The following is a 19,849-nucleotide window of genomic DNA, read 5'->3' on the forward strand; positions in this document are numbered from 1 at the left end:
CGCGGCGACGGGCCGCCGGGGGCCGCGCCCCGAACGCCGACACTCCGTTATCGGACCGCCACCCAGAGGTCGTATTCCGCGCCCGAAAGACCTAGGATGGTGCATACCGGACCTCCGTGCGACCGGCCGTTCCACGGCCCGGTCGCACGCGGCTTTCCAGCCGGCCGGACAGGTCCACGGTCGACAGCACGCGACTCGGATTCGAGGAGGACCGTCCCATGCCCCCTGGGGTGGACACGCGCGCGTCCCGGACACCGCGGCGTGCGTGGCTCGCAGTCCCGCTGGGCGCGGCCTTCATCGGTTGCGTCCTGGTCCCCACACTGCCCGCCTCCGCCGACGCCACGCTCCGCCTGGGGCTGGACAGCCGCACCGCCGAACCGGGCGCCTCGTTCTCCCTGCCCCTGTCGATCCACAACACCCTCGACTCCGCCGAGGTCGTCATCACCGAGGCGACCGCCACGGCCGGATCGCCCGACCTGGCGGAGCTCGCCGTCACCGACCTGCCCGACGTCCTGGAGGCGGGGGAGGCCGCGGAGGCCGAGGTCACCGGAGACCTGGCGAAGGACCCCGGGGAGTCCCGGATCCTGGTCGAGGTCGAGGTCACCTACTCCTACCCGGCTCCGTGCGGGGCGTCGGAGCCCCCGTCCCCCGTCCCGTCCGACCTCACGCTCCCGACGACCTCCGCTCCGGTGCCCTCCGGGACGGCCCCGGGCGAGGACCCCTGCCCCGCCGCGGAGGTCACGGGAACGGCCACGGTCAGCGCCTGGGTGACGGTGCTCCAGCCGACCCCGACGCCGCCGTCGTCCCCGTCCCCCACGGTGACCCCCACGAGAACGCCCGACCCGGCCCAGAGCTCCCCGCCGTCCACCCCCTCCCCCTCGACGGAGCAGCCGGCGTCCACCCGCCCTTCGGCGTCCACGCGCCCTCCGGCCTCCCCCCGCCCCCCGTCGTCCGCGAGCTCTCCGGCTCCGCACAGCCCGGTGTCCACCGGCGCTCCGGGGACCGTCGGCAGCCCGTCTCCGGCTCCACTGCCGACCGGAGCGGCCGACCTGCCGGAACTGTCCGCTCCGACCGACGAGTACGCCGAACTCCCGCTGATCACACCGGGCGAGGAGAACCAGGGGGACGGCGCCGCGACGGTCGCCCAGGAGGAGGAGCGGGTCGACCCCCTCCTCACCCCCTTCGTCCTCCTGCTGGTCCTGATGCTCCTGCTGGTGCTGGCCACTCCCCTGGGCCCGGTCCGGCGGGTGCGTGTCAGGCACGCCTACGTCGGCCGGCGGCGCAGGAACTGAGCACCGGAACCGTGCGGGCGGGTCAGTAGGCTCGTCCCATGAGCCACATCCTCACCACTGACACGCTGGACTCCGAACAGGTCGCGGCGGTGCTCGCCCTGGCCGAGGCCGTGCGGGAGGCGGACGGTGTCGAAGCGTTGTCGGAGCAGACCCTGCTGCGGGTCCGGCACGGGGCCCTCGGCCGGGCGCGCTTCCACCTGGCGTACGTCGGGACCGGCCGCGAGGCGACCCTCGGCGGCTTCGCCTTCGCCGAGGTCTCCACGGGGGAGCCGGACTCGGCGGAGTTGGCGGTCGCGCCGTCGTGGCGGCGGCGCGGGCTGGGGCTGCGGCTGCTGGACGACCTGTTCGCCAACGCCAGCGCACGCGGCCTGCGGGTGTGGGCGCACGGCGATCTGGAGGCCGCCCGGGCTCTGGCCGCTTCGGCGGGTCTGGAGCGGATGCGGGCCCTGTGGAAGATGCGGCTGCCGCTGCGCGCCACGGACTCGTCCGCCGCGCCGGAACTGCCCGAGCCCCGCCTGTCCCCCGAGGTCGCCGAGAACCTGGAGATCCGGACGTTCCGGGTGGGCTCCGACGAGCGGGAGTGGCTGCGCACCAATGCCCGCGCCTTCGCCGACCACCCCGAGCAGGGCGGTATCACCCTGGACGACCTGCGCCAGCGCGCGCAGGAGGAGTGGTTCGACCCGGCTGGCTTCTTCGTCGCGGCCGATCCGCGCAGCGGCCGGATCGCCGGCTACCACTGGACCAAGGTGCACGCCGACGGGGCGGGGCTGACCGACGGGGAGCCGGTGGGCGAGGTCTACGTGGTGGGGGTCGACCCCGCCTGGCAGGGCAGCGGCCTGGGGCGGGCGCTGACCCTGGTCGGGCTGCGCCACCTGCGGGACCGGGGGCTGCCGTGGGTGCTGCTGTACGTGGACGAGGAGAACCGTCCCGCGGTGCGGCTGTACCGCTCGCTCGGCTTCGAGCTGTGGGAGAGCGACGTCATGTACGGCCGCGCGGGCGGGTGAGCGGGGCGTGCACGTTCGGTAGCCAATCGCCCTACTCTATGACGTCACTGCAGGTCAATTAGGGACAAAAGCCTCAAAACTCACCTCGTTCACTCAAACTCCACTGTGGGGATGACGTACTTTCAGCGTCCCTCATGCTGACGTTCACTGCTCGTTCACCTTCTTTGGTACGACTGGCCACCTCCGCTCCCTACCTTGGCTTTCGGCGGGAGCGCCGACCGTTCCCCGCACGAATGGTGAGTAAGCCAGAGGAAGGACACCCGGGCTGTGAAGCTCTCTAGGTATGGCACGATCGCGGGCGCGGCCCTCGCCGGCGCCCTCGCGCTCTCCGCCTGCGGCAGTGACCAGGCAGTCGCCCCCGAAGAGAACAGCGGCGCGAGCGCGGGCAGCGTCGACTGCGTGCAGGGCGGTGGCACCCTGGCCGGCGCCGGCGCCAGCTCGCAGGAGAACGCGATGGCGGCGTGGGTGGCCGCCTACACCGGTGCCTGCGCGGACACCACCGTCAACTACGACTCGGTGGGTTCCGGCGCCGGCCGCTCCCAGTTCATCGAGGGAGCCGTGTCCTTCGCCGGCTCCGACTCGGCCATGGACGAGGAGGAGACCGAGCAGGCCACCGAACGCTGCGGCTCCGAGGTCGTCCACCTCCCCGGCTACATCAGCCCGATCGCCGTCATCTTCAACCTCGACGGCATCGACTCGCTGAACCTGCGCCCCGAGGTGATCGCCGACATCTTCAACCAGAAGATCACCAAGTGGAACGACGAGGCGATCGCCGCTGACAACCCCGACGTCGAACTGCCCGACGCCGACATCGTCCCGGTGAACCGCTCCGACGAGTCCGGCACCACCGAGAACTTCGTGCAGTACCTGTCCGAGGCCGCCCCCGACAACTGGCCGCACGAGGTCAGCGGCGACTGGCCGATCGCCCCGGTCGAGGCCGCCCAGGGCTCCTCCGGTGTCGTCTCCGCCGTCCAGGGCGGCACGGGCACCATCGGCTACGTCGACGCCTCGCACGCCGCCGACTTCGGCACCGTGGCCGTCGGCGTCGGCGACGAGTTCGTCCCGTACAGCCCGGAGGCCGCCGCCGCCATCGTCGACTCCGCCCAGCCTCGCGAGGGCAACTCCGAGAACGACCTGGCCGTCACGCTCGACTACGCCACCGACGAGTCCGGCGTCTACCCGATCGTGCTCGTCAGCTACGAGATCGTGTGCCTGGAGTACGCCGAGCAGGCCGAGGCCGACCTCGTGAAGAGCTTCATCGGCTACGTCATCAGCGAGCAGGGCCAGCAGGCCGCTGCCGACGAGGCCGGCTCCGCGCCGCTCTCCGACGCCACCCGCGAGAAGATCCAGAACGTGCTGGACCAGATCCGGGTTGCGAGCTGATCCACTCCGCTCCTGCCGCACCGAGGGTGGGGTTCCACAGACCGCTGTGGGCCCCGCCCTTGGCTGCGTTGCCCGCCCTCCCCATCCCGGGCGTTCCGGACACGCTCCGCACCGCAGCGGTGGCGCACCGTCGCGCGGACAGTCTCCTCCCCCGCCCCGAGCAGAGATTTTCCCCTCGTTTCCGGGTAGCTCCGGAACGACACCCGGGCTCCTTCCGTTCTGGTCGGGGGCGAACGCCACAATGTCACGGGCCCTGCCCTCGCCCGGCGGGAGCCGCGTCGAGTGCGGACGCTGCTTCCGCCGGGTACACACCCGCATCATCTGACCGGAGTCTCACCATGACCACCACGGACCCGTCCACGGCGGCCCGAGCACCACGGGGCAAACGCCGCATCGGCGACGTCCTCTTCGCCGGTGGAGCCCAGGGTTCAGGGATCCTGATCCTGGCGATCCTGGCCGGTGTCGCCGCCTTCCTGCTCCTGCAGTCCCTCGACTCCCTGACCGCGAACACCGCGAACTTCCTCACCACCTCCGAGTGGGACGCCAACACCCGTGACGAGCCCGCCTTCGGCGTGGCCGCCCTGGCCTTCGGCACGGTGCTGGCCGCGGCGATCGCCCTCGTCCTGGCCACTCCGGTGGCGATCGGCATCGCCCTGTTCATCGTCTTCTACGCACCCCGCCGCATCGCCGCGGTCCTGGGCTACCTGGTGGACCTGCTCGCGGCGATCCCCAGCGTCGTCTACGGCCTGTGGGGCATCGGCTGGCTCGTCGTCCACCTGACGCCGTTCTACGGCTGGCTGGAGACCTACTTCGGCTGGATCCCGCTGTTCGCCGGCCCGGTCTCCACGACCGGACGCACCATGCTCAGCGCGGGCATCGTGCTGGCGGTCATGATCCTGCCGATCATCACCGCCATGACCCGCGACGTGTTCCTCCAGGTCCCCCAGTCGCACCGGGAGGCCGCCCTGGCGCTGGGCGCCACCCGCTGGGAGATGATCCGCATGGCGGTGCTGCCCTTCGGCCGCCCCGGCATCATCGGCGGCGCGATGCTCGGCCTGGGCCGGGCACTGGGCGAGACCATGGCGGTGGCCATGATCCTGTCGCCTTCCCTGGTCATCTCCTGGTTCCTGCTGCAGAGCGGCAACCAGACGATCGCCGCGCACATCGCCCTGCAGTACCCCGAGGCCACCGGCTACGGCGTCTCCGCGCTGATCGCGGCCGGCCTGGTCCTCTTCGCCATCACCCTGATCGTGAACATGGCGGCCCGCTTCGTCGTCTCCCGCCGCAAGGAGTTCGCGTAAATGTCCGCCACGAAACTGTCCGCTCCGGAGAAGACCGTGCCGCCCCGACCGCTCACGTCCTCCCTCGGCGGCAAGACGCTGCCCACCCTCTTCCCGCCGGTGCTGCTCGTCGGCGTCGCCCTGGTCACCGCGGGCCTGCTGTACCTGACCGGCGGGTGGAACCCGGCGCTGTGGGCGATCGTCACCGCCCTGGGCTACACGGTCGTCGTCACCGTGGCCTCGGCCATCGTCGAGAACGGCCGCAAGGCCAAGGACCGCCTGGTCACCGCTGTCGTCTACGTCTGCTTCGGCATCGCCATGGTGCCGCTGGTGTCCCTGCTGTGGACGGTGCTCTCCGCGGGCCTGGTCCGGCTGGACGGCTACTTCCTGACCGTCTCCATGAACGGCGTCACCCCGAGCATGGACGCGGGCGGCGCCTACCACGCGATCCTCGGCACCCTGCTGATGACGCTCATGGCCGCGCTGATCTCGGTGCCCATCGGCCTGATGACCGCCATCTACCTGGTCGAGTACGGCAAGGGACGGCTCAAGCGGGCCATCACGTTCTTCGTGGACGTCATGACCGGCATCCCGTCCATCGTGGCCGGCCTGTTCGTGGTGGCACTGTGGATCCTGCTGTTCGGCCCGGGCAAGACCAACGGCGCGGCCGGTGCGATCTCGCTGTCGGTCCTGATGATCCCGGTCGTGGTGCGCTCCTGCGAGGAGATGCTGCGCCTGGTGCCCAACGAACTGCGGGAGGCCTCCTACGCCCTGGGCGTCCCCAAGTGGCTGACGGTGGTCAAGGTGGTCCTGCCGACCGCCATCGCGGGCATCACCACCGGTGTGATGCTGGCGCTGGCCCGGGTCATCGGCGAGACCGCGCCGCTCATCCTCACCGCGGGCTCCTCGGCCGTCGCCATCAACGCCAACCTCTTCGAGGGGCAGATGATGAGCCTGCCGGTGTTCATCTACTCGCAGGTCCGCATGGGCGGCGCCATCAACTACGAGCGTGCCTGGGCCGGCGCGCTGACCCTGATCATCATCGTGATGCTGCTGTTCCTCGCCGCCCGCCTGGTTTCGCGCTTCTTCGCTCCGAAGACGCGCTGACCTCCCACAGCCCGCCCCAGTACCAACCAACCACGGTCTTTAGGAAACACAGTGGCCAAGCGAATCGACGTCTCCGGACTGCACGTCTACTACGGTGACTTCCTCGCCGTCGAGGACGTCTCGATGACCATCGAACCCCGGTCGGTCACCGCCTTCATCGGCTCCTCCGGCTGCGGCAAGTCCACCTTCCTGCGCACCCTGAACCGGATGCACGAGGTCACCCCCGGGGCCCGGGTGGAAGGCAAGGTCCTCCTGGACGACCAGGACATCTACTCGCCGGACGTGGACCCGGTGGCGGTGCGCCGCGAGGTCGGCATGGTCTTCCAGCGCCCCAACCCGTTCCCGACCATGTCCATCTACGACAACGTCATCGCCGGCGCCAAGCTCAACAACCAGCGGCTGCGCAAGTCCGAGGCCGACGACCTGGTGGAGCGCTCCCTGCGCGGCGCGAACCTGTGGGAGGAGGTCAAGGACCGCCTCGACCGTCCCGGCGCGGGCCTGTCCGGCGGTCAGCAGCAGCGCCTGTGCATCGCCCGCGCCATCGCGGTGGAGCCCAGCGTGCTGCTCATGGACGAGCCCTGCTCGGCACTGGACCCGATCTCGACGCTGGCGATCGAGGACCTGATCTCCAAGCTGAAGGAGAACTACACGATCGTCATCGTCACCCACAACATGCAGCAGGCCGCCCGGGTCAGCGACGTGACGGCGTTCTTCAACCTGGCGGGCACCGGCAAGCCCGGCAAGCTCATCGAGATGGGCGAGACGAACAAGATCTTCACCAAGCCGGAGAAGAAGGAGACCGAGAACTACATCACCGGACGTTTCGGCTAGACCGGTTCCCACGGACGGCCGCGGCCCGCCTGGTCTCCAGGCGGGCCGCGGCCGTCCGTGGGGCGCGTCCGCTCAGTCGCCGGTCCGCCTCCGCCCGCGGGTCAGGGCGTGCGACGCCACGGCACACGCTGCGCCGGCCCCGAGGACACCGGACGCGGCAAGGGCTGTCGCGGTCAGGTCGTAGCCGACCAGGGCGCTGATCTGGGGCCCCAGACTCGCTCCCAGGAACAGGGTGAAGACGTACAGCGCCGTTCCGGCTCCGGGCGTCCGGACGGCGTGCACCATGACGGCCTCCACCATGCTGGGCGCGGCCGTTCCGACGGTGACCACGAGGACGAAGAGCAGCGTTCCGAGGACGTACGGCGTCTCCGGAGCCGCGGCGATCCCCGCGGTGGCGGCCGCGGAGCCCGCCAGCGCGGCGACCCCCCGCGCCACGGGCGGTACCCGGACGAGCAGGGGGGTGAGAAGGGGAACCAGGACCATGGCGGGCAGCCCGCTCGCACGCAACAGGAGCAGCTGGTCGGGATCAACGACCGCACCGGACAGTTCGACGGCGGTGTAGACCGCGACGAAGCTGCTCATGATGGTCGAGACGGCCAGGAGCAGGAGCAGGACCGGCGCCTTGGCGACCAGCGGGCCCATCGCGCCCAGCGGGCTGGGAGGCGGCGCCTCGGAGTCCGGCGCCGACGGTTCCGGAAGCAGCACCAGAGCCAGGGCGAGCGCCGCCACCGCGAAGGCGGCTCCCGAGGCGTGGAAGATCCACGGCCAGCGGTCGGCGCCGCCGACCGCCTGGGCGGCCACCTGTCCGACGATGGAAGCGGCGAAGAACGAACTGGTCAGCGTGGTCAGGGCCACAGCCCTGCGGTGGGGTGCCAGGCGGGTGCCCAGATAGGCGAAGGCCGCCGGGGCGAACGTCGCCGCGCTGACGCCCTGGAGCGTCCTGAGGGCCAGCGCCCATCCCACCCCGGGAGCGAACGCGACCAGCAGGGTCGTCACCGCTGTCGCGGAGACTCCGAGGACGACGGTCCTGCGGACGCCGTACCGGTCGGCGGCCCACCCCCACAGCAGGAAGCCCGCGGAGTAGCCGAACCCGAACACGGTCTGTGTCCAGGTCACCGTCCGCTGATCGGTTGACCAGGCCGCGGCGAGCTGGTCGAAGACGGGGATGACGACATAGAACTGGCTGACCACGAGCAGGGCCGTGGCCGAGATCACGAGCAGGGTCGGCACGAAGGGCGCACACCGGGGCGGGACCGCGTGGACCAGGGACACGACTGATTCCTTCTTCCTGGCGTCTGTGAGCACGGCACGGGATTCGCGCCGCCACTGTTCCAACTATTTAGTTGGAAATGCGGTCAGCCTAGGCACCCGGGACGGAAAAAAGCAACCAGATGGTTGGAGTCGTGGCCGCCGGGGCCGTCCGCGCGACCTCGCCCGCCACCGGAGCCGCACTACCATGCGTTCATGGCCTGGGACACCGAACGCACGCGGGCGCTGCTGCTCGAAGCCGCGGTCGCGGAATTCTCCGCACACGGGCTGTCCGGCGCGCGCGTCGACCGGATCGCGGCTCGGGCCGGGGTCAACAAGGAGCGCATCTACCAGTACTTCGGCAACAAGGAGTCGCTGTTCGACGCGGTACTCCTGGCAGAACTCGACCGTCTGGTCGACGCGGTACCGCTGCGTGCCGCCACCCCGGAGGAGTTCGCCTCCTACGTCGTCGACGTCTTCGACTACCACCAGGGACACCCGCACCTGGCGCGCCTGCTGTACTGGGAAGGCCTGGAACGCGCCGACCGGCCCGTTCCCGGGGAGGACCAGCGCACCCGGCGCTACCGGCAGAAGGTGCGTGAACTCTCCGCCGCGCTGGGCCGGGACCCCGACGACACGGCCCACCTCCTGCTCGGCGTCATCGCTCTCGCCGCCAGCTGGCAGGCACTGCCGCAGTTGAACCGCATGCTCCTCGGCTCCCCGGATCCCGAACAGCGACGTGTCCACCTCGCCGAGACCGTCCGCCGCCTCTGGGCCCCTCCGGCCTCTCCCCCGGCGTCAGGAGCGTCGCAGCACCGGTCCGGGACTCAGAAGACCAGCCGCACCAGTCCGTAGACGCAGGCGGAGACCACCGCCGCCGCGGGGACGGTCAGCAGCCAGAACTTCACGATGCTGGCGAACACCGCCCAGCGCACCTCCGCCAGTCTCCGGGCGGTGCCCGCGCCGACGATGGCCGAGGTGGTGGTGTGCGTGCTGGAGACCGGAGCGTGCCAGACCAGTGAGGTGAGGCCCATGATGGCCGAGACGGCCGCCTCCACCGCGAACCCCCGGGCCGGGTCGATGCGGCTCACCCGCCGCCCCAGGGTGCGCATGATCCGCCAACCGCCGGTGGCGGTGCCCAGCGAGATCGCCGCCGCGGAGCTGACCACCACCCAGCTCGGAACGGCGTAGTCGCTCTGGTGGCCGACGGTGACCAGGGCCAGGACGACGATGCCCATGGTCTTCTGGGCGTCCTGGAGGCCGTTGCCCAGCGCCAGCGTCGCCGCCGACACGCTCTGGGCGAGCTTGAAGCCCCGGTTGACCGAACGGGGGCTGGTGTGCCGGAAGAGCCACAGGATTCCCAGCATGATCAGGTAGCCCAGCAGCCAGCCCAGCAGCGGGGCCACCAGCATGGGGAGCAGGAAGCTGGTGAGGACGCCGCCCCACCGCACCTCTCCCGCGGAGGCCATCGCCGCGCCGATCATCCCGCCGACGAGCGCGTGCGAGGCAGAGGAGGGCATGCCCCGGTACCAGGCGAAGAGGTTCCAGACGGCCGCGCCGCACAGCGCCGCGAACAGCACGGCGAGGCCGTCGCCGCCCTGGATGGGGTCGATGAGGTCCTGTCCGATGGTGCGGGCCACGCCTTCGCCGAGGAAGGCCCCCAGCAGGGTCATCAGCGCGGCCAGGGGGATCGCGGCCCAGGGGGTGAGGGCCCTGGACGCGATGGAGGTGACGATGGTGTGTGCGGCGTCGTGGAGGCCGTTGGTGAACGCGAAGACCAGAGCCGCCACGACCACTGCGAGCAGGGCGGATTCGAGGAGCACGGCAGAGGTGTTCCTGATTCGGGGAGGGGAGGGGGTCAGGCTTCCTTGACCGCGATGCTCTCGACGGTGTTGGCCACGTGTTCGAAGGCGTCGGCCGCGGCTTCCAGCTGGTCCACGACGTCCTTGAGTTTGAGGACCGTCAGCGCGTCGTACTCGCCGCTGAACAGGTGGGCCAGTAGTCGCCGGTAGACCTGGTCGGCCTGGTTCTCCAACCGGTTGATCTCGACCCAGTAGCCGGAGAGGTTGCGCATGGACCGCAGCCGCGGCATGGCCTCCGCGGTCAGTTCGGCGGCGCGCTCCAGGATTCCGACCTGGTCGATGATGCCTTTGGGGAGCCGGTCCAGCTGGTAGAGCCCGATGAAGTCCACGGCGGCCTCCAGCGCGTCCATGACGTTGTCCAGGCTGGAGGCGAGCCGGTAGATGTCCTCGCGGTCGAAGGGGGTGACGAAGCTCGCGTTGAGCCGGCGCATGATCGCGTGGGCGCGTTCGTCCCCCGCCTGCTCGCACTGGCGCATCTTCTCGGCGATGGTCTCTCGGTCGGCGTCCTCGCTGATGAGTTCCACCAGCAGCCGCGAGGCCAGGACCAGGTTGTTCGCGAAATCGGCGAACATCTCGTAGTAGCTGTCATCGCGCGGTGTCAGGCGAAGACGCACATCTTTCTCCCATGAGTGCGGTAAGGCTCGTGTCCTCTGGGCTTTCGGGCCCTGTCCCGCGGAAGTCCCTCTTGGGCGCGACCGCACCGCACCCCGCCGTCCGCGACGCGGGGTGCGTCACTCGATGTTCAGTTACAGCTACCCCGGCGTCCGCCAGAATGCCGACGTAGTGGAGCAATCCCATCCTAACCGCCCCCCTCTGGCGGGGAGGGGTCGCGGCAGGTCGACGTACTGACCGTTCCTCAGGGATATCGTGCGTGAACGAGACCCGAACCGGAGGAGAACGCTGTACTCCGCCGGCTCTTCACCGGCTCGCCATCACCACGAAACACAAGATTAACGTACAAGCCACCACCGCTTCCTTTCGTCGGCCAAACTGTTGACTTGCCCACCGTCGCCCGCGGTTGCGCGGAGTGACAATCGTTCTGAAACCGTGATCTTCCGATGGCCCCCAGACCCACCGCGGCACAGCGCCGGCACGCCGCACTGCGCTCCGCCCTCGACGAACAGCTCGCCGCCCTCGGCGCCCCGCCCTACTCCGGTCCCGATCTGCCGGAGCCGGTCCTGTCGGCCTGCGCCCGGGCCCTGCTGCGCGCCCACCGCGGCGGCCTGACACCGCACCGCCCGGCCGTCAGGGCCGTGGTGCGCGCGACCCTCGCCGAACTCGCCGCCCGCCACCCCGGCCAGGCCCTGGAGGTCCGGGTCCCCCCGTACGGCGCCGTGCAGTGCCTGGCGGGCCCCCGCCACACCCGCGGCACCCCGCCGGGCGTGGTCGAGACCGACCCGCTGACCTGGACCGCGCTGGTTGTGGGAGAAGTCACCTGGGCGGACTCGGTCGCCTCCCACCGCGTCTCGGCCAGCGGCGTACGCGCCGACCTGTCCGCGGTGCTGCCGCTGTGGCCCCGCCCGGACGGAACGCCCCCGCGTGCCTCCGACCCCGCGGACAGCCACTAAGCTGGACCACGTGTCGCAACCCGACGGCCGTCTCAGCCTGGACATCGATCCCCTGGAACGCGGACCGCAGGACGCCTGTGGAGTGTTCGGGGTCTGGGCTCCCGGCGAAGAAGTAAGCAAACTGACCTACTTCGGCCTCTACGCGCTCCAGCACCGGGGCCAGGAGTCCGCGGGCATCGCCCTCAGCGACGGCGGACGCATCGTCGTCTACAAGGACATGGGGCTGGTCTCCCAGGTCTTCAACGAGGTGACCCTGGACTCCCTCAAGGGGCACCTGGCGATCGGCCACTGCCGCTACTCCACCACCGGCTCCCCCGTGTGGGAGAACGCCCAACCCACCTTCTTCAGCGCGCGTGAAGGCGGCCTGGCCCTCGGCCACAACGGCAACCTCATCAACACCCCGGAACTCGCGGCGCTGCTGCCGTCGGACCGCCTGACCGCGACGACGGACACCGAGGTGCTGACCAGCCTGCTGGCCGCCGGCCCCCACCGCACCACCGAAGAGGCCGCCCTGGAGGTGCTGCCCAAGGCCAAGGGCGCCTTCTCGCTGGTCTTCATGGACGAGCACACCCTGTACGCCGCCCGCGACCCGCAGGGCATCCGCCCGCTGGTGCTGGGCCGGCTGGACAGCGGCTGGGTGGTCGCCAGCGAGACCGCGGCCCTGGACATCGTCGGCGCCCACCTGGTGCGCGAGGTGGAACCCGGAGAACTGCTGCTCATCAACGCCGACGGCGTGGTCTCCCGGCGCTTCGCCCCGGCCGAGCCGAAGGGCTGCCTGTTCGAGTACGTCTACCTGGCCCGCCCCGACACCACCATCGCCGGGAGCAACGTCAACAGCACCCGTGTCGAGGTGGGGCGCCGGCTCGCCAGGCAGCATCCGGCCGACGCCGACATCGTCATCCCGGTTCCGGAGTCGGGCACCCCGGCCGCCGTGGGCTACGCCGAGGGCAGCGGCATCCCGTTCGCCCAGGGCCTGGTGAAGAACTCCTACGTGGGACGCACCTTCATCCAGCCCAGCCAGACGCTGCGCCAGCTCGGCATCCGCCTCAAGCTGAACCCGCTGCGCGAGGTCATCGAGGGCAAGCGCCTGGTGGTGGTGGACGACTCGATCGTGCGCGGCAACACCCAGCGCGCCCTCGTGCGGATGCTGCGTGAGGCGGGCGCAGCCGAGGTGCACGTCCGCATCTCCAGCCCGCCCGTCATGTGGCCCTGCTACTACGGCATCGACTTCGCCACCAAGGCCGAGCTGATCGCGGGCAACCTCTCCGTCGAGGAGATCCGCCGGTCCATCGACGCGGACTCGCTCGGCTTCATCGACCTGGACGAACTGGTCGCGGCCACCCGGGTCGAGAAGAACCGGCTGTGCCGGGCCTGCTTCGACGGCGTCTACCCGGTCGAGGTCGACGAGGACTCCCGCGGCAAGTACCTGCTGGAAAAGTCCTGCGGTGCGCCCAAGCGCACCTAGCCGCCACTCCCTTCCCAGCCGTCCCCCGTTGCGCGGCGACCGTCGCGCAACAATCCGACCAGCACAGAAGAGGTTTCTTTCGTGTCAGAGGGTGCCACCACCGCCTACGCCGCCGCCGGGGTCGACATCGCCGCCGGCGAGCGCGCGGTGGAACTGATGAAGCGGCACGTGGCGCGTACCCACAGGCCCGAAATCGTTTCCGACGCCAGCGGCTTCTCCGGGCTGTTCCGGCTCGACGTCGCCAAGTACACCGCGCCGGTGCTGGCCACCTCCACCGACGGCGTCGGCACCAAGGTCATGCTGGCCCAGGAACTGGACCGGCACGACACGATCGGCATCGACCTGGTCGCGATGGTCGTGGACGACCTCGTGGTCAGCGGGGCCGAACCGCTGTTCCTGACCGACTACATCGCCTGCGGCTCGGTGGTCCCCGAGCGGATCGCCGAGATCGTCGGCGGCATCGCCGAGGGCTGCCACCAGGCGGGGTGCGCGCTGATCGGCGGGGAGACCGCCGAACACCCCGGCGCGATGGGGCCGGACGAGTACGACCTGGCCGGTGCGGGCACCGGTGTCGTGGAGGCCGACGCGATCCTCGGCCCCGACCGGGTCCGCGCGGGCGACGTGGTCATCGCGATGGCCTCGTCGGGGCCGCACTCCAACGGCTACTCGCTGATCCGGCGTATCGTCGCCGACGCCGGGCTCGACCTGCGGGCCGAGGTCCCCGAACTGGGCGGGGTGCTCGGTGAGGTCCTGCTCACCCCGACCAGGATCTACGCCAAGGACTGCCTGGCGCTCGTCGACTCCGTCGAGGTGCACGCGTTCGCGCACATCACCGGCGGCGGCCTGGCCGCCAACCTGGCCCGTTCGCTGCCCGACACGGTCGACGCCGTGCTGGACCGCGCCACCTGGACCCCCGATCCGGTCTTCGGTTTCCTCGCCGAACACGGCCGGGTCTCCCGGGAGGACATGGAGTCCACGTTCAACATGGGCGTGGGGATGGTGGCGGTCGTCGCCGCGGACTCCGCGGAGCGCGCCCTGGCGGTGCTCGCGGAGCGGAACGTGCCGTCCTGGGTCCTCGGGTCGGTGGTCCCCGGCTCGGGTCGGGCGACCCTCACCGGGGAGCACCCTTAGCGGACATGCGAAACCGGGGCTTCTCGTCACTGAGACAGCCCCGGGTTTCGACCCTGTTCAGATGTTCAGCTTCCTGCTTCGGCAGACCGGTCCCCGTCGGTCGGAGTCGCTCGATTCGTTCGAGGGCCGCGCGGTACCCGGGAGACAGGGCCCGGTTCCGTGCGGTTCACATGCTCCGGTCGACGGTGAGGACCACGGATCAGCGACGTTCCGAATCGGAGTCGTCGCCGCCCGGGTACTTCTCCGCGTAGTCCGCGTAGCGTTCGATCAGGTCATCGTAAGGGTCACGGTACGTGTCGTCCGGTGAATCCGAAGACTTCGACGCACCCCCACCGACACCCAGCTCTGCCCGAAGCCGATCAAGGTCTGTGTTACCGGTGCTGTACTTCAACCGCCGGGCGACCTTCTGCTGCTTGGCCTTGGCTCGGCCGCGCCCCATTGGCTCGACCCCCTCAACGATTGGGTTCTCGCAAACCCCAGTTCACTAGCAAAACCGCGATGCCGGGCTGGCGGCTCTCACCGCACTGACGACAGGCACCAGCTTTACGTACGGATACAACCGTACCCCGTTCAGAGGCGACCTGCCCACGCCGCCCACGTCCAACCGGCTGTGCCGTCTCCGTCACACCGACGGAGGAGGAGGTTTCGGAGCGTAAAATCCCCGGAATCCGTCGTGCGGAAACCTCGGGGGTGCGCCCCGTCCACCGTCCTCCCAGGGGCGGAGTGCCGCGACCGGGGGTTCCCATCCGACCTCGGTCGAAGCGTCCTGTGAGCTTGGTCTCCCCCTCGGGGGCAGGGTCTCAAAACTACTGACCGAAATCAACCGACGTCTGGAACCAAAACCCCGCGCTCCGCGACTGTTCTGTGCCACTATGCGAGCGTGCTCCCCTATACCGCCTACCTCCGTCTCTACCAGCCGCTCGCGGCCTTCCCCCGTCGCGAGCGGGCGTACTGGAAGGCGTACGCGGACTCGCCGCGCTGCCGCGGGCGGGGCGAGGCGATGGCGGCCGAGCACGCGGAGAGCCTCCGGCGGCTGCTCCACGACCCGCCGCTGGCCGCCCCCCTGTCGGAGAGCGGCGACGCCTACGTGCGCCGGGTCGGCGACGAGCTGTTCGTCTGCCCCTGGCAGACCCGGCTGCGCTGCTGGCTCGCCCTCTCGACGCTGCGTGCCACGACCTCGCGGCGACTGCGCCAGGCGTTCCTTCCCGACCTGGTGGCCCAGGAGGCCCAGCGTGACTTCGAGCGGTGGCGCGACCGCACCGGACGCACCCGCTCCCAGATCCTGACGAGCACCTGGGAGGTGCCGCTCGCCTGGTTCGTGCCCTTCACCCCGGAGGAACGGCACCTCACCCTGGAGTGCAGCGGTGCGGAGCCGCTCCCGAACGCCCCGCCGTGCGGGGCGTGCCCGCACTGCGGGACCGCCCTGCCCGCCCCGGAGCGGGCGCCGGTCCGCACGCTGCTCTACGTCACCCGGGCCGCTGACGCGCTTCCCCGCCTGGCTCGGGCCGTCCGGCTGGTGAGCGGGTGCTCCCCGGCGGGTTCCTCGCTCCTGTACGCCCTGGAGCGCCTGGAGGAGTGGGTGCAGGCGGTGGCGCACCCGCGGGCCCTCCTGGAGCTCGACTACGGCGGTCTGGTCCTGCTGCTCGACGACACCGCACTGCGGTCGGACCAATCGGTCGCGGAGGTCCGTACCGCGCTCGCCGCCGTGGAGCAGGGGCGCCCGGAGCTGGCGGCGGCGATGCGCCTGCGGCTGCGGAAACGCTGGGAGGCGGTCCGTGCGCTGCGTCACGCCAACTGAAGCCGCGCCTCCCGGGTTTGCGTGTCCATCCGCCTGCGACGGCCCTGCGCAGGGGCTTCCGGGGCCCTGCCCCGGGCCGTCAAACCTGGTCGACCAGGTTTCTGCGGATGTGTTTTCGGTTTTTGGACGGGTAGATGCGGGATAGGCCAGGACGAGTCACTCAATTGACATCATCCTTACCGAAAATGGGCATACCATCCAATAGGTAACGATATAGACTGTGTTGGTACCGTTACAGAGTGCACCACGGATGCCCGGAAGCCCTGTTCCACAGGGGATCTGAGCCGTCCGCACGAGCCGGTGGTCACCGTCGGCTCGCACGTTGACAACCCGATCTACACGGGCAGGAGGGGTCGGACCACCGATCCGGAACCGTACTTCACAGCGGGGGGCACCCCGTTTGAGGGCACGCTGCCACCGCACTTTCGGTCCGCCGGATCGCGAAAACCCCAGCCCGAGAATGAAGTTTTGACCGAATACGCCACATGCCACTAAACGTATCGCTAGAATCACTCAGCGTGACGCGCTACATGTGCGACTTTGCGGTCCCATTTGACAAAGTCGCGCTAAGTGGTCGCACAATCACCTCGGGTGATGCCAATATAGACCTCAGGGAAATATTGGACATCCGGACCAAGCGCCAGGATTGAAAGTCTCAAGGATCAACACACAGATCCGGGAGGAGAGGCCGTACACATGTCAACTCGCACGCCCGAGGCGGAGCCCCTGTTGACCCCTGCCGAGGTCGCCACCATGTTCCGCGTGGACCCCAAGACCGTCACCCGCTGGGCGAAGGCAGGAAAGCTGACTTCGATCCGCACCCTCGGCGGCCACCGCCGCTACCGGGAGACCGAGGTCCGCGCTCTCCTGGCCGGCATTCCCAGCCAGCGCAGCGAGTAGCCTCCCTCGCCCGCACCGGTTCGGCGGGACGGCGGGGGGACGCCCGACACCCGAAGAAACCCGGGGGGTGGGCCGCATCGGCGGCCCACCCCCCGGCGTGTCCGACACCCCGGCCCGCCCGCGGTTCAGGACACCACTTCCCCCTCGATGTGGTCGGCCCCGATCCGCTCCCAGTGGAGGAAGCGCTCGGTCTCCCCCAGCAGCGCGGCGGTCAGCCAGACCACGATGCCCACGTCGTCGGCGACCCCGAAGATCGGGATGAACAGCTCGGGAACGAGGTCGATGGGGGAGACGACGTAGGCCAGGGCAACCAGGAACAGCACGATCTTCGAGGTGGACAGCTCCTGGTACTGCCCGCGCATCCGGGCTCCCAGCATGCGCGGGAGAGCCTTGACGCGAGCCGCGACGGACGGCTTCCCCTGCTGGGTGTTGTCGTAGACCATCTTCCAGGCGGCAGCGCCGGCTGCGGCGCGGTTGGACTTGCGCATTCCTCCACCTCGACACGGGGTCGGTGCGCCCGGAGGGGTTCCGGGCGCCTCTTGCGATATGACGCATTCCACTGGTTTTCTGTTCCCTGTGCCGGGGCCCCCCACACGCGGCGGGGTGAGGGTTCCCTTCCCTCCCCGCTCGCCGTACCGCACCCGGTGCGACCGACGTGGCATAGGTTGGTTGCGGTCCTTTCCGGCCGTGCCCGTCCCGCCGTCGAGACAACCCGTTTTCGGAGGAAGTATCACCGCCCGCCCGTTCGCCTCCCCCCGCTCCGTCCGACTGCTCGCAGCCGCCGCCGGAGTGCTGCTGGCCACCGCGTGCTGGTCCCCCCCACCGGACGCCCGTCCCGCCATCGGCGAGACCGCGGCCCCGCCGCTGCCCGGACCGGGCGGCGGTTCCGCCGTGTCCCCGTCGCCCTCCGCTCCGCTGCCCCTGTCCGGCAGGGTCGTGGTCCTCGACCCCGGCCACAACGGCGGCAACGCCGACGCCCCCGAGCGGATCGGCCGTCCCGTCCCGGCCGGCCCCACCACCAAGGAGTGCGACACGGTGGGCGCCCGGACCGAGGGGGGCTACGACGAACACGAGTTCAACTGGGACCTGTCGCTGCTGGTGCGCGACCGTCTGGAGGAGGCGGGCGCGACCGTGGTCCTGACCCGCGACAGCGACGACGGCGTCGGCCCGTGCATCGACGAGCGCGCCGCCATCGGCAACGAGGCGCAGGCCGACGCGGCAGTCTCCATCCACGCCGACGGGGCCGCCCCGGGCTCCCGGGGCTTCCACGTGATCGTTCCCGGAGAGGTCCCCGGGTTCACCGAGCCCATCCTGGAGTCCTCCTACGCCCTGGGCGAGGCCCTGCGGGACGAGTTCCACGCGGTGACCGACCACCCCTACTCCGACTATCTCGGGGAGGAGGGCATCGACGTCCGCACCGACCTGGGCGGGCTGAACCTGTCCACCGTGCCCAAGGTCTTCCTGGAGGTCGGCAACATGCGCGACCCCGTGGACGCGGAGAAGCTCACCGACCCGGAGTGGCGCGCACTCGCCGCCGAGGGGATCGCCGCGGGCCTGACCCGGTTCCTGGAGGACTCCGGCCGCCGGTGACCCCGCGGCCCCGGTGTCCCGTGCAGGTGCGGGACTCCCGAAAACGCCTGTCCTTCTGGACACTCCGCTTTCCCCGTGTATGGTGCCCCTCACTCTCAGTCTGCACAATGTTGCTATGCCACTGACATCCAGTGATGTGCGCGACAAGCGGTTCAGCACCTCGCGCCTGCGCCTGGGATACGTCCAAGAGGACGTCGACGCCCTGCTGCGCAGGGTGGAGGAGACCCTGCGGGCACTCGAACAGGGCACCCGCCCCTCGAAGATCATCACCGCCTCGGACGTGATGCGGTCCCAGTTCCGGACCACCGTGATGCGGCCGGGCTACGACGAGGAGGAGGTGGACGCCTTCCTCGACGAGGTCGCCGAGACCCTGCGGGAGCTCGGCCTGTACTCACAGCAGTTGCGGACCGGCAAGCACAGTGCCGAGTACTTCCGCCGGGCCGCCGCGCCCCGCCCCCGCGAACCCGTCACCCCCCGCATGCGCCCCGAGGACATCCGCAACAAGGGCTTCAACACCACCCGGCTCCGGGTCGGCTACGCGGAGGAGGAGGTGGACGCCTTCCTCGACCTCGCCGAGGCGACCATCGCCGCACTGGTGGAGGGCAGGCCCACCGACACCCCGCTGACCGCCTCCCAGGTGCGGGAAGCCCGCTTCTCCAGCACCCGGCTGCGCTCCGGCTACGTGGAGACGGAGGTGGACGCCTTCCTCGACGAGATCGCCGACGAACTGGAGCGCTACGGACTGCACTGAGCCGGCCCGCGGCGCCGGTCAGCCCTTCCGCAGGCTCGCCAGGAGCAGGTCGGCGTAGTAGACACCCAGCTGGGGGCCGCTCAACTCGCCGTCGGCCCGGTACCACATGCTCAGGTGGTGGATCGAGCCGAAGAAGTAGTTGACCACGATATCCGCCGGGATCTTGTCGTGGAAGACGCCCTCGCGCATTCCTTCCTCGACCAGCGACCGGAACAGTTCGTGGTACCTGCGGCGCTCCCTGCGCACCTCACGCTGGCGTCCGGGGGAGAGCATGTGCAACGAGCGGAAGAAGATGACCATGTCGTCGAGGTTGTCCACGGTGGTGTGGACGACGTCGACGGCCGCCGCGTGCAGGCGCTCGGTCACGTCTCCCCCGCCCTCGACGATCTGGGCGAGCCGGCTCATCTGCAGGTTCAGGACGCGCTGGTAGACCGCGAAGAGCAGGTCGTCCTTGGAGGTGAAGTAGTGGTACATCGCCCCCTTGGTGACCCCGGCGGCCTCGACCAGCTCCTGGACCGAGACCCGGTCGAAACCGCGCTGGGCGAACAGGCGGGTGGCCTCGGTCAGGAGGCGGTCCGGCACGGAGGGGGAGACCGCCCTGGACTCGGTTGACTGCGTCATGTTCCCCTGCCTCTCGCG

General features: G+C 70.2%; 20 protein-coding genes. 14 read left to right on the plus strand and 6 right to left on the minus strand.

Features of this window, described 5'->3' with window-relative positions; all coding sequences use genetic code 11:
* Window positions 1–218 precede the first annotated feature (218 nt).
* From FOF52_RS14195 to pstB, 6 genes are all read left to right on the plus strand, one after another.
* The gene (locus FOF52_RS14195) at window positions 219–1,292 is read left to right on the plus strand and encodes a hypothetical protein (RefSeq protein ID WP_248590432.1); all 1,074 of its coding nucleotides are present in this window, start codon (window positions 219–221) and stop codon (window positions 1,290–1,292) included.
* Window positions 1,293–1,330: 38 nt separating this feature from the next.
* Entirely contained in the window at window positions 1,331–2,296 is a 966-nt protein-coding gene (gene mshD / locus FOF52_RS14200) for a mycothiol synthase (protein ID WP_248590433.1), read from the plus strand.
* Window positions 2,297–2,563: 267 nt separating this feature from the next.
* Complete coding sequence (pstS, locus tag FOF52_RS14205; RefSeq protein ID WP_248590434.1) at window positions 2,564–3,679, plus strand: phosphate ABC transporter substrate-binding protein PstS; 1,116 nt, start codon at window positions 2,564–2,566, stop codon at window positions 3,677–3,679.
* 338 nt (window positions 3,680–4,017) lie between these two features.
* Window positions 4,018–4,980 (plus strand): phosphate ABC transporter permease subunit PstC, encoded by a 963-nt coding sequence (gene pstC, locus FOF52_RS14210; RefSeq protein WP_248590435.1) that lies wholly within the window; start codon window positions 4,018–4,020, stop codon window positions 4,978–4,980.
* On the plus strand, window positions 4,981–6,066 hold the full coding sequence (gene pstA / locus FOF52_RS14215) for a phosphate ABC transporter permease PstA (protein ID WP_248590436.1): 1,086 nt from the start codon (window positions 4,981–4,983) through the stop codon (window positions 6,064–6,066).
* 51 nt (window positions 6,067–6,117) lie between these two features.
* Window positions 6,118–6,897 (plus strand): phosphate ABC transporter ATP-binding protein PstB, encoded by a 780-nt coding sequence (pstB, locus tag FOF52_RS14220; RefSeq protein ID WP_248590437.1) that lies wholly within the window; start codon window positions 6,118–6,120, stop codon window positions 6,895–6,897.
* A gap of 72 nt (window positions 6,898–6,969) precedes the next feature.
* Here pstB and FOF52_RS14225 read toward each other — a convergent pair whose 3' ends face one another.
* Window positions 6,970–8,169 carry an MFS transporter gene (locus tag FOF52_RS14225; protein ID WP_248590438.1) on the minus strand — a complete coding sequence of 400 codons (1,200 nt, stop codon included), beginning with the start codon at window positions 8,167–8,169 and terminating at the stop codon, window positions 6,970–6,972.
* A 192-nt stretch (window positions 8,170–8,361) separates the two neighbouring features.
* Between FOF52_RS14225 and FOF52_RS14230 the strand changes: the two genes are divergently transcribed.
* Complete coding sequence (locus FOF52_RS14230) at window positions 8,362–9,000, plus strand: TetR/AcrR family transcriptional regulator (RefSeq protein ID WP_248590439.1); 639 nt, start codon at window positions 8,362–8,364, stop codon at window positions 8,998–9,000.
* On the opposite strand, the gene FOF52_RS14235 is transcribed toward FOF52_RS14230, so the two are convergent.
* Together FOF52_RS14235 and FOF52_RS14240 are read right to left on the minus strand one after the other, a co-directional pair.
* The gene (locus FOF52_RS14235) at window positions 8,973–9,968 is read right to left on the minus strand and encodes an inorganic phosphate transporter (RefSeq protein WP_248590440.1); all 996 of its coding nucleotides are present in this window, start codon (window positions 9,966–9,968) and stop codon (window positions 8,973–8,975) included. The two genes, FOF52_RS14230 and FOF52_RS14235, sit on opposite strands and share 28 nt — an antisense overlap.
* 35 nt (window positions 9,969–10,003) lie before the next feature.
* Window positions 10,004–10,621: a DUF47 domain-containing protein gene (locus tag FOF52_RS14240; protein WP_248590441.1), complete on the minus strand. Its 618-nt coding sequence runs from the start codon at window positions 10,619–10,621 to the stop codon at window positions 10,004–10,006.
* Window positions 10,622–11,065: 444 nt separating this feature from the next.
* Between FOF52_RS14240 and FOF52_RS14245 the strand changes: the two genes are divergently transcribed.
* From FOF52_RS14245 to purM, 3 genes are all read left to right on the plus strand, one after another.
* Window positions 11,066–11,575, plus strand: a complete 510-nt coding sequence (locus FOF52_RS14245) for a sterol carrier family protein (protein WP_248590442.1) — start codon at window positions 11,066–11,068, stop codon at window positions 11,573–11,575.
* A gap of 10 nt (window positions 11,576–11,585) precedes the next feature.
* Entirely contained in the window at window positions 11,586–13,040 is a 1,455-nt protein-coding gene (gene purF, locus FOF52_RS14250; RefSeq protein ID WP_248590443.1) for an amidophosphoribosyltransferase, read from the plus strand.
* A gap of 81 nt (window positions 13,041–13,121) precedes the next feature.
* The gene (purM, locus tag FOF52_RS14255; protein WP_248590444.1) at window positions 13,122–14,171 is read left to right on the plus strand and encodes a phosphoribosylformylglycinamidine cyclo-ligase; all 1,050 of its coding nucleotides are present in this window, start codon (window positions 13,122–13,124) and stop codon (window positions 14,169–14,171) included.
* Between the two features lie 199 nt (window positions 14,172–14,370).
* On the opposite strand, the gene FOF52_RS14260 is transcribed toward purM, so the two are convergent.
* A complete protein-coding gene (locus tag FOF52_RS14260; RefSeq protein ID WP_248590445.1) occupies window positions 14,371–14,610 on the minus strand; it encodes a DUF3073 domain-containing protein in 240 nt (79 codons plus the stop codon).
* 441 nt (window positions 14,611–15,051) lie between these two features.
* Here FOF52_RS14260 and FOF52_RS14265 point away from each other — a divergent pair, with 441 nt between their 5' ends.
* Window positions 15,052–15,969 carry a DUF8083 family protein gene (locus FOF52_RS14265; protein WP_248590446.1) on the plus strand — a complete coding sequence of 306 codons (918 nt, stop codon included), beginning with the start codon at window positions 15,052–15,054 and terminating at the stop codon, window positions 15,967–15,969.
* A gap of 696 nt (window positions 15,970–16,665) precedes the next feature.
* Window positions 16,666–16,869, plus strand: a complete 204-nt coding sequence (gene bldC, locus FOF52_RS14270) for a developmental transcriptional regulator BldC (RefSeq protein ID WP_011293174.1) — start codon at window positions 16,666–16,668, stop codon at window positions 16,867–16,869.
* Window positions 16,870–16,994: 125 nt separating this feature from the next.
* Here bldC and FOF52_RS14275 read toward each other — a convergent pair whose 3' ends face one another.
* The gene (locus tag FOF52_RS14275; protein WP_248590447.1) at window positions 16,995–17,357 is read right to left on the minus strand and encodes a YkvA family protein; all 363 of its coding nucleotides are present in this window, start codon (window positions 17,355–17,357) and stop codon (window positions 16,995–16,997) included.
* 301 nt (window positions 17,358–17,658) lie between these two features.
* Between FOF52_RS14275 and FOF52_RS14280 the strand changes: the two genes are divergently transcribed.
* Window positions 17,659–18,459, plus strand: a complete 801-nt coding sequence (locus FOF52_RS14280; protein WP_248590448.1) for an N-acetylmuramoyl-L-alanine amidase — start codon at window positions 17,659–17,661, stop codon at window positions 18,457–18,459.
* A gap of 115 nt (window positions 18,460–18,574) precedes the next feature.
* Window positions 18,575–19,210, plus strand: a complete 636-nt coding sequence (locus FOF52_RS14285) for a DivIVA domain-containing protein (RefSeq protein WP_248590449.1) — start codon at window positions 18,575–18,577, stop codon at window positions 19,208–19,210.
* A gap of 18 nt (window positions 19,211–19,228) precedes the next feature.
* Here the strand turns inward: FOF52_RS14285 and FOF52_RS14290 are convergent, their stop codons facing one another.
* The gene (locus FOF52_RS14290; RefSeq protein WP_248590450.1) at window positions 19,229–19,831 is read right to left on the minus strand and encodes a TetR/AcrR family transcriptional regulator; all 603 of its coding nucleotides are present in this window, start codon (window positions 19,829–19,831) and stop codon (window positions 19,229–19,231) included.
* Window positions 19,832–19,849 lie beyond the last annotated feature (18 nt).

This window comes from Thermobifida alba, assembly GCF_023208015.1.
GTDB classification, from domain to species: domain Bacteria; phylum Actinomycetota; class Actinomycetes; order Streptosporangiales; family Streptosporangiaceae; genus Thermobifida; species Thermobifida alba.

Bases quoted from the DNA above. Each gene is read 5' to 3' on its own strand.
- FOF52_RS14285 (WP_248590449.1), top strand. From the start codon at position 18,575: ATGCCACTGACATCCAGTGATGTGCGCGACAAGCGGTTCAGCACCTCG.
- FOF52_RS14245 (WP_248590442.1), top strand. From the start codon at position 11,066: ATGGCCCCCAGACCCACCGCGGCACAGCGCCGGCACGCCGCACTGCGC.
- bldC (WP_011293174.1), top strand. From the start codon at position 16,666: ATGTCAACTCGCACGCCCGAGGCGGAGCCCCTGTTGACCCCTGCCGAG.
- pstC (WP_248590435.1), top strand. From the start codon at position 4,018: ATGACCACCACGGACCCGTCCACGGCGGCCCGAGCACCACGGGGCAAA.
- FOF52_RS14290 (WP_248590450.1), bottom strand. From the start codon at position 19,831: ATGACGCAGTCAACCGAGTCCAGGGCGGTCTCCCCCTCCGTGCCGGAC.
- FOF52_RS14195 (WP_248590432.1), top strand. From the start codon at position 219: ATGCCCCCTGGGGTGGACACGCGCGCGTCCCGGACACCGCGGCGTGCG.
- FOF52_RS14275 (WP_248590447.1), bottom strand. From the start codon at position 17,357: ATGCGCAAGTCCAACCGCGCCGCAGCCGGCGCTGCCGCCTGGAAGATG.
- mshD (WP_248590433.1), top strand. From the start codon at position 1,331: ATGAGCCACATCCTCACCACTGACACGCTGGACTCCGAACAGGTCGCG.
- FOF52_RS14230 (WP_248590439.1), top strand. From the start codon at position 8,362: ATGGCCTGGGACACCGAACGCACGCGGGCGCTGCTGCTCGAAGCCGCG.
- pstA (WP_248590436.1), top strand. From the start codon at position 4,981: ATGTCCGCCACGAAACTGTCCGCTCCGGAGAAGACCGTGCCGCCCCGA.
- FOF52_RS14260 (WP_248590445.1), bottom strand. From the start codon at position 14,610: ATGGGGCGCGGCCGAGCCAAGGCCAAGCAGCAGAAGGTCGCCCGGCGG.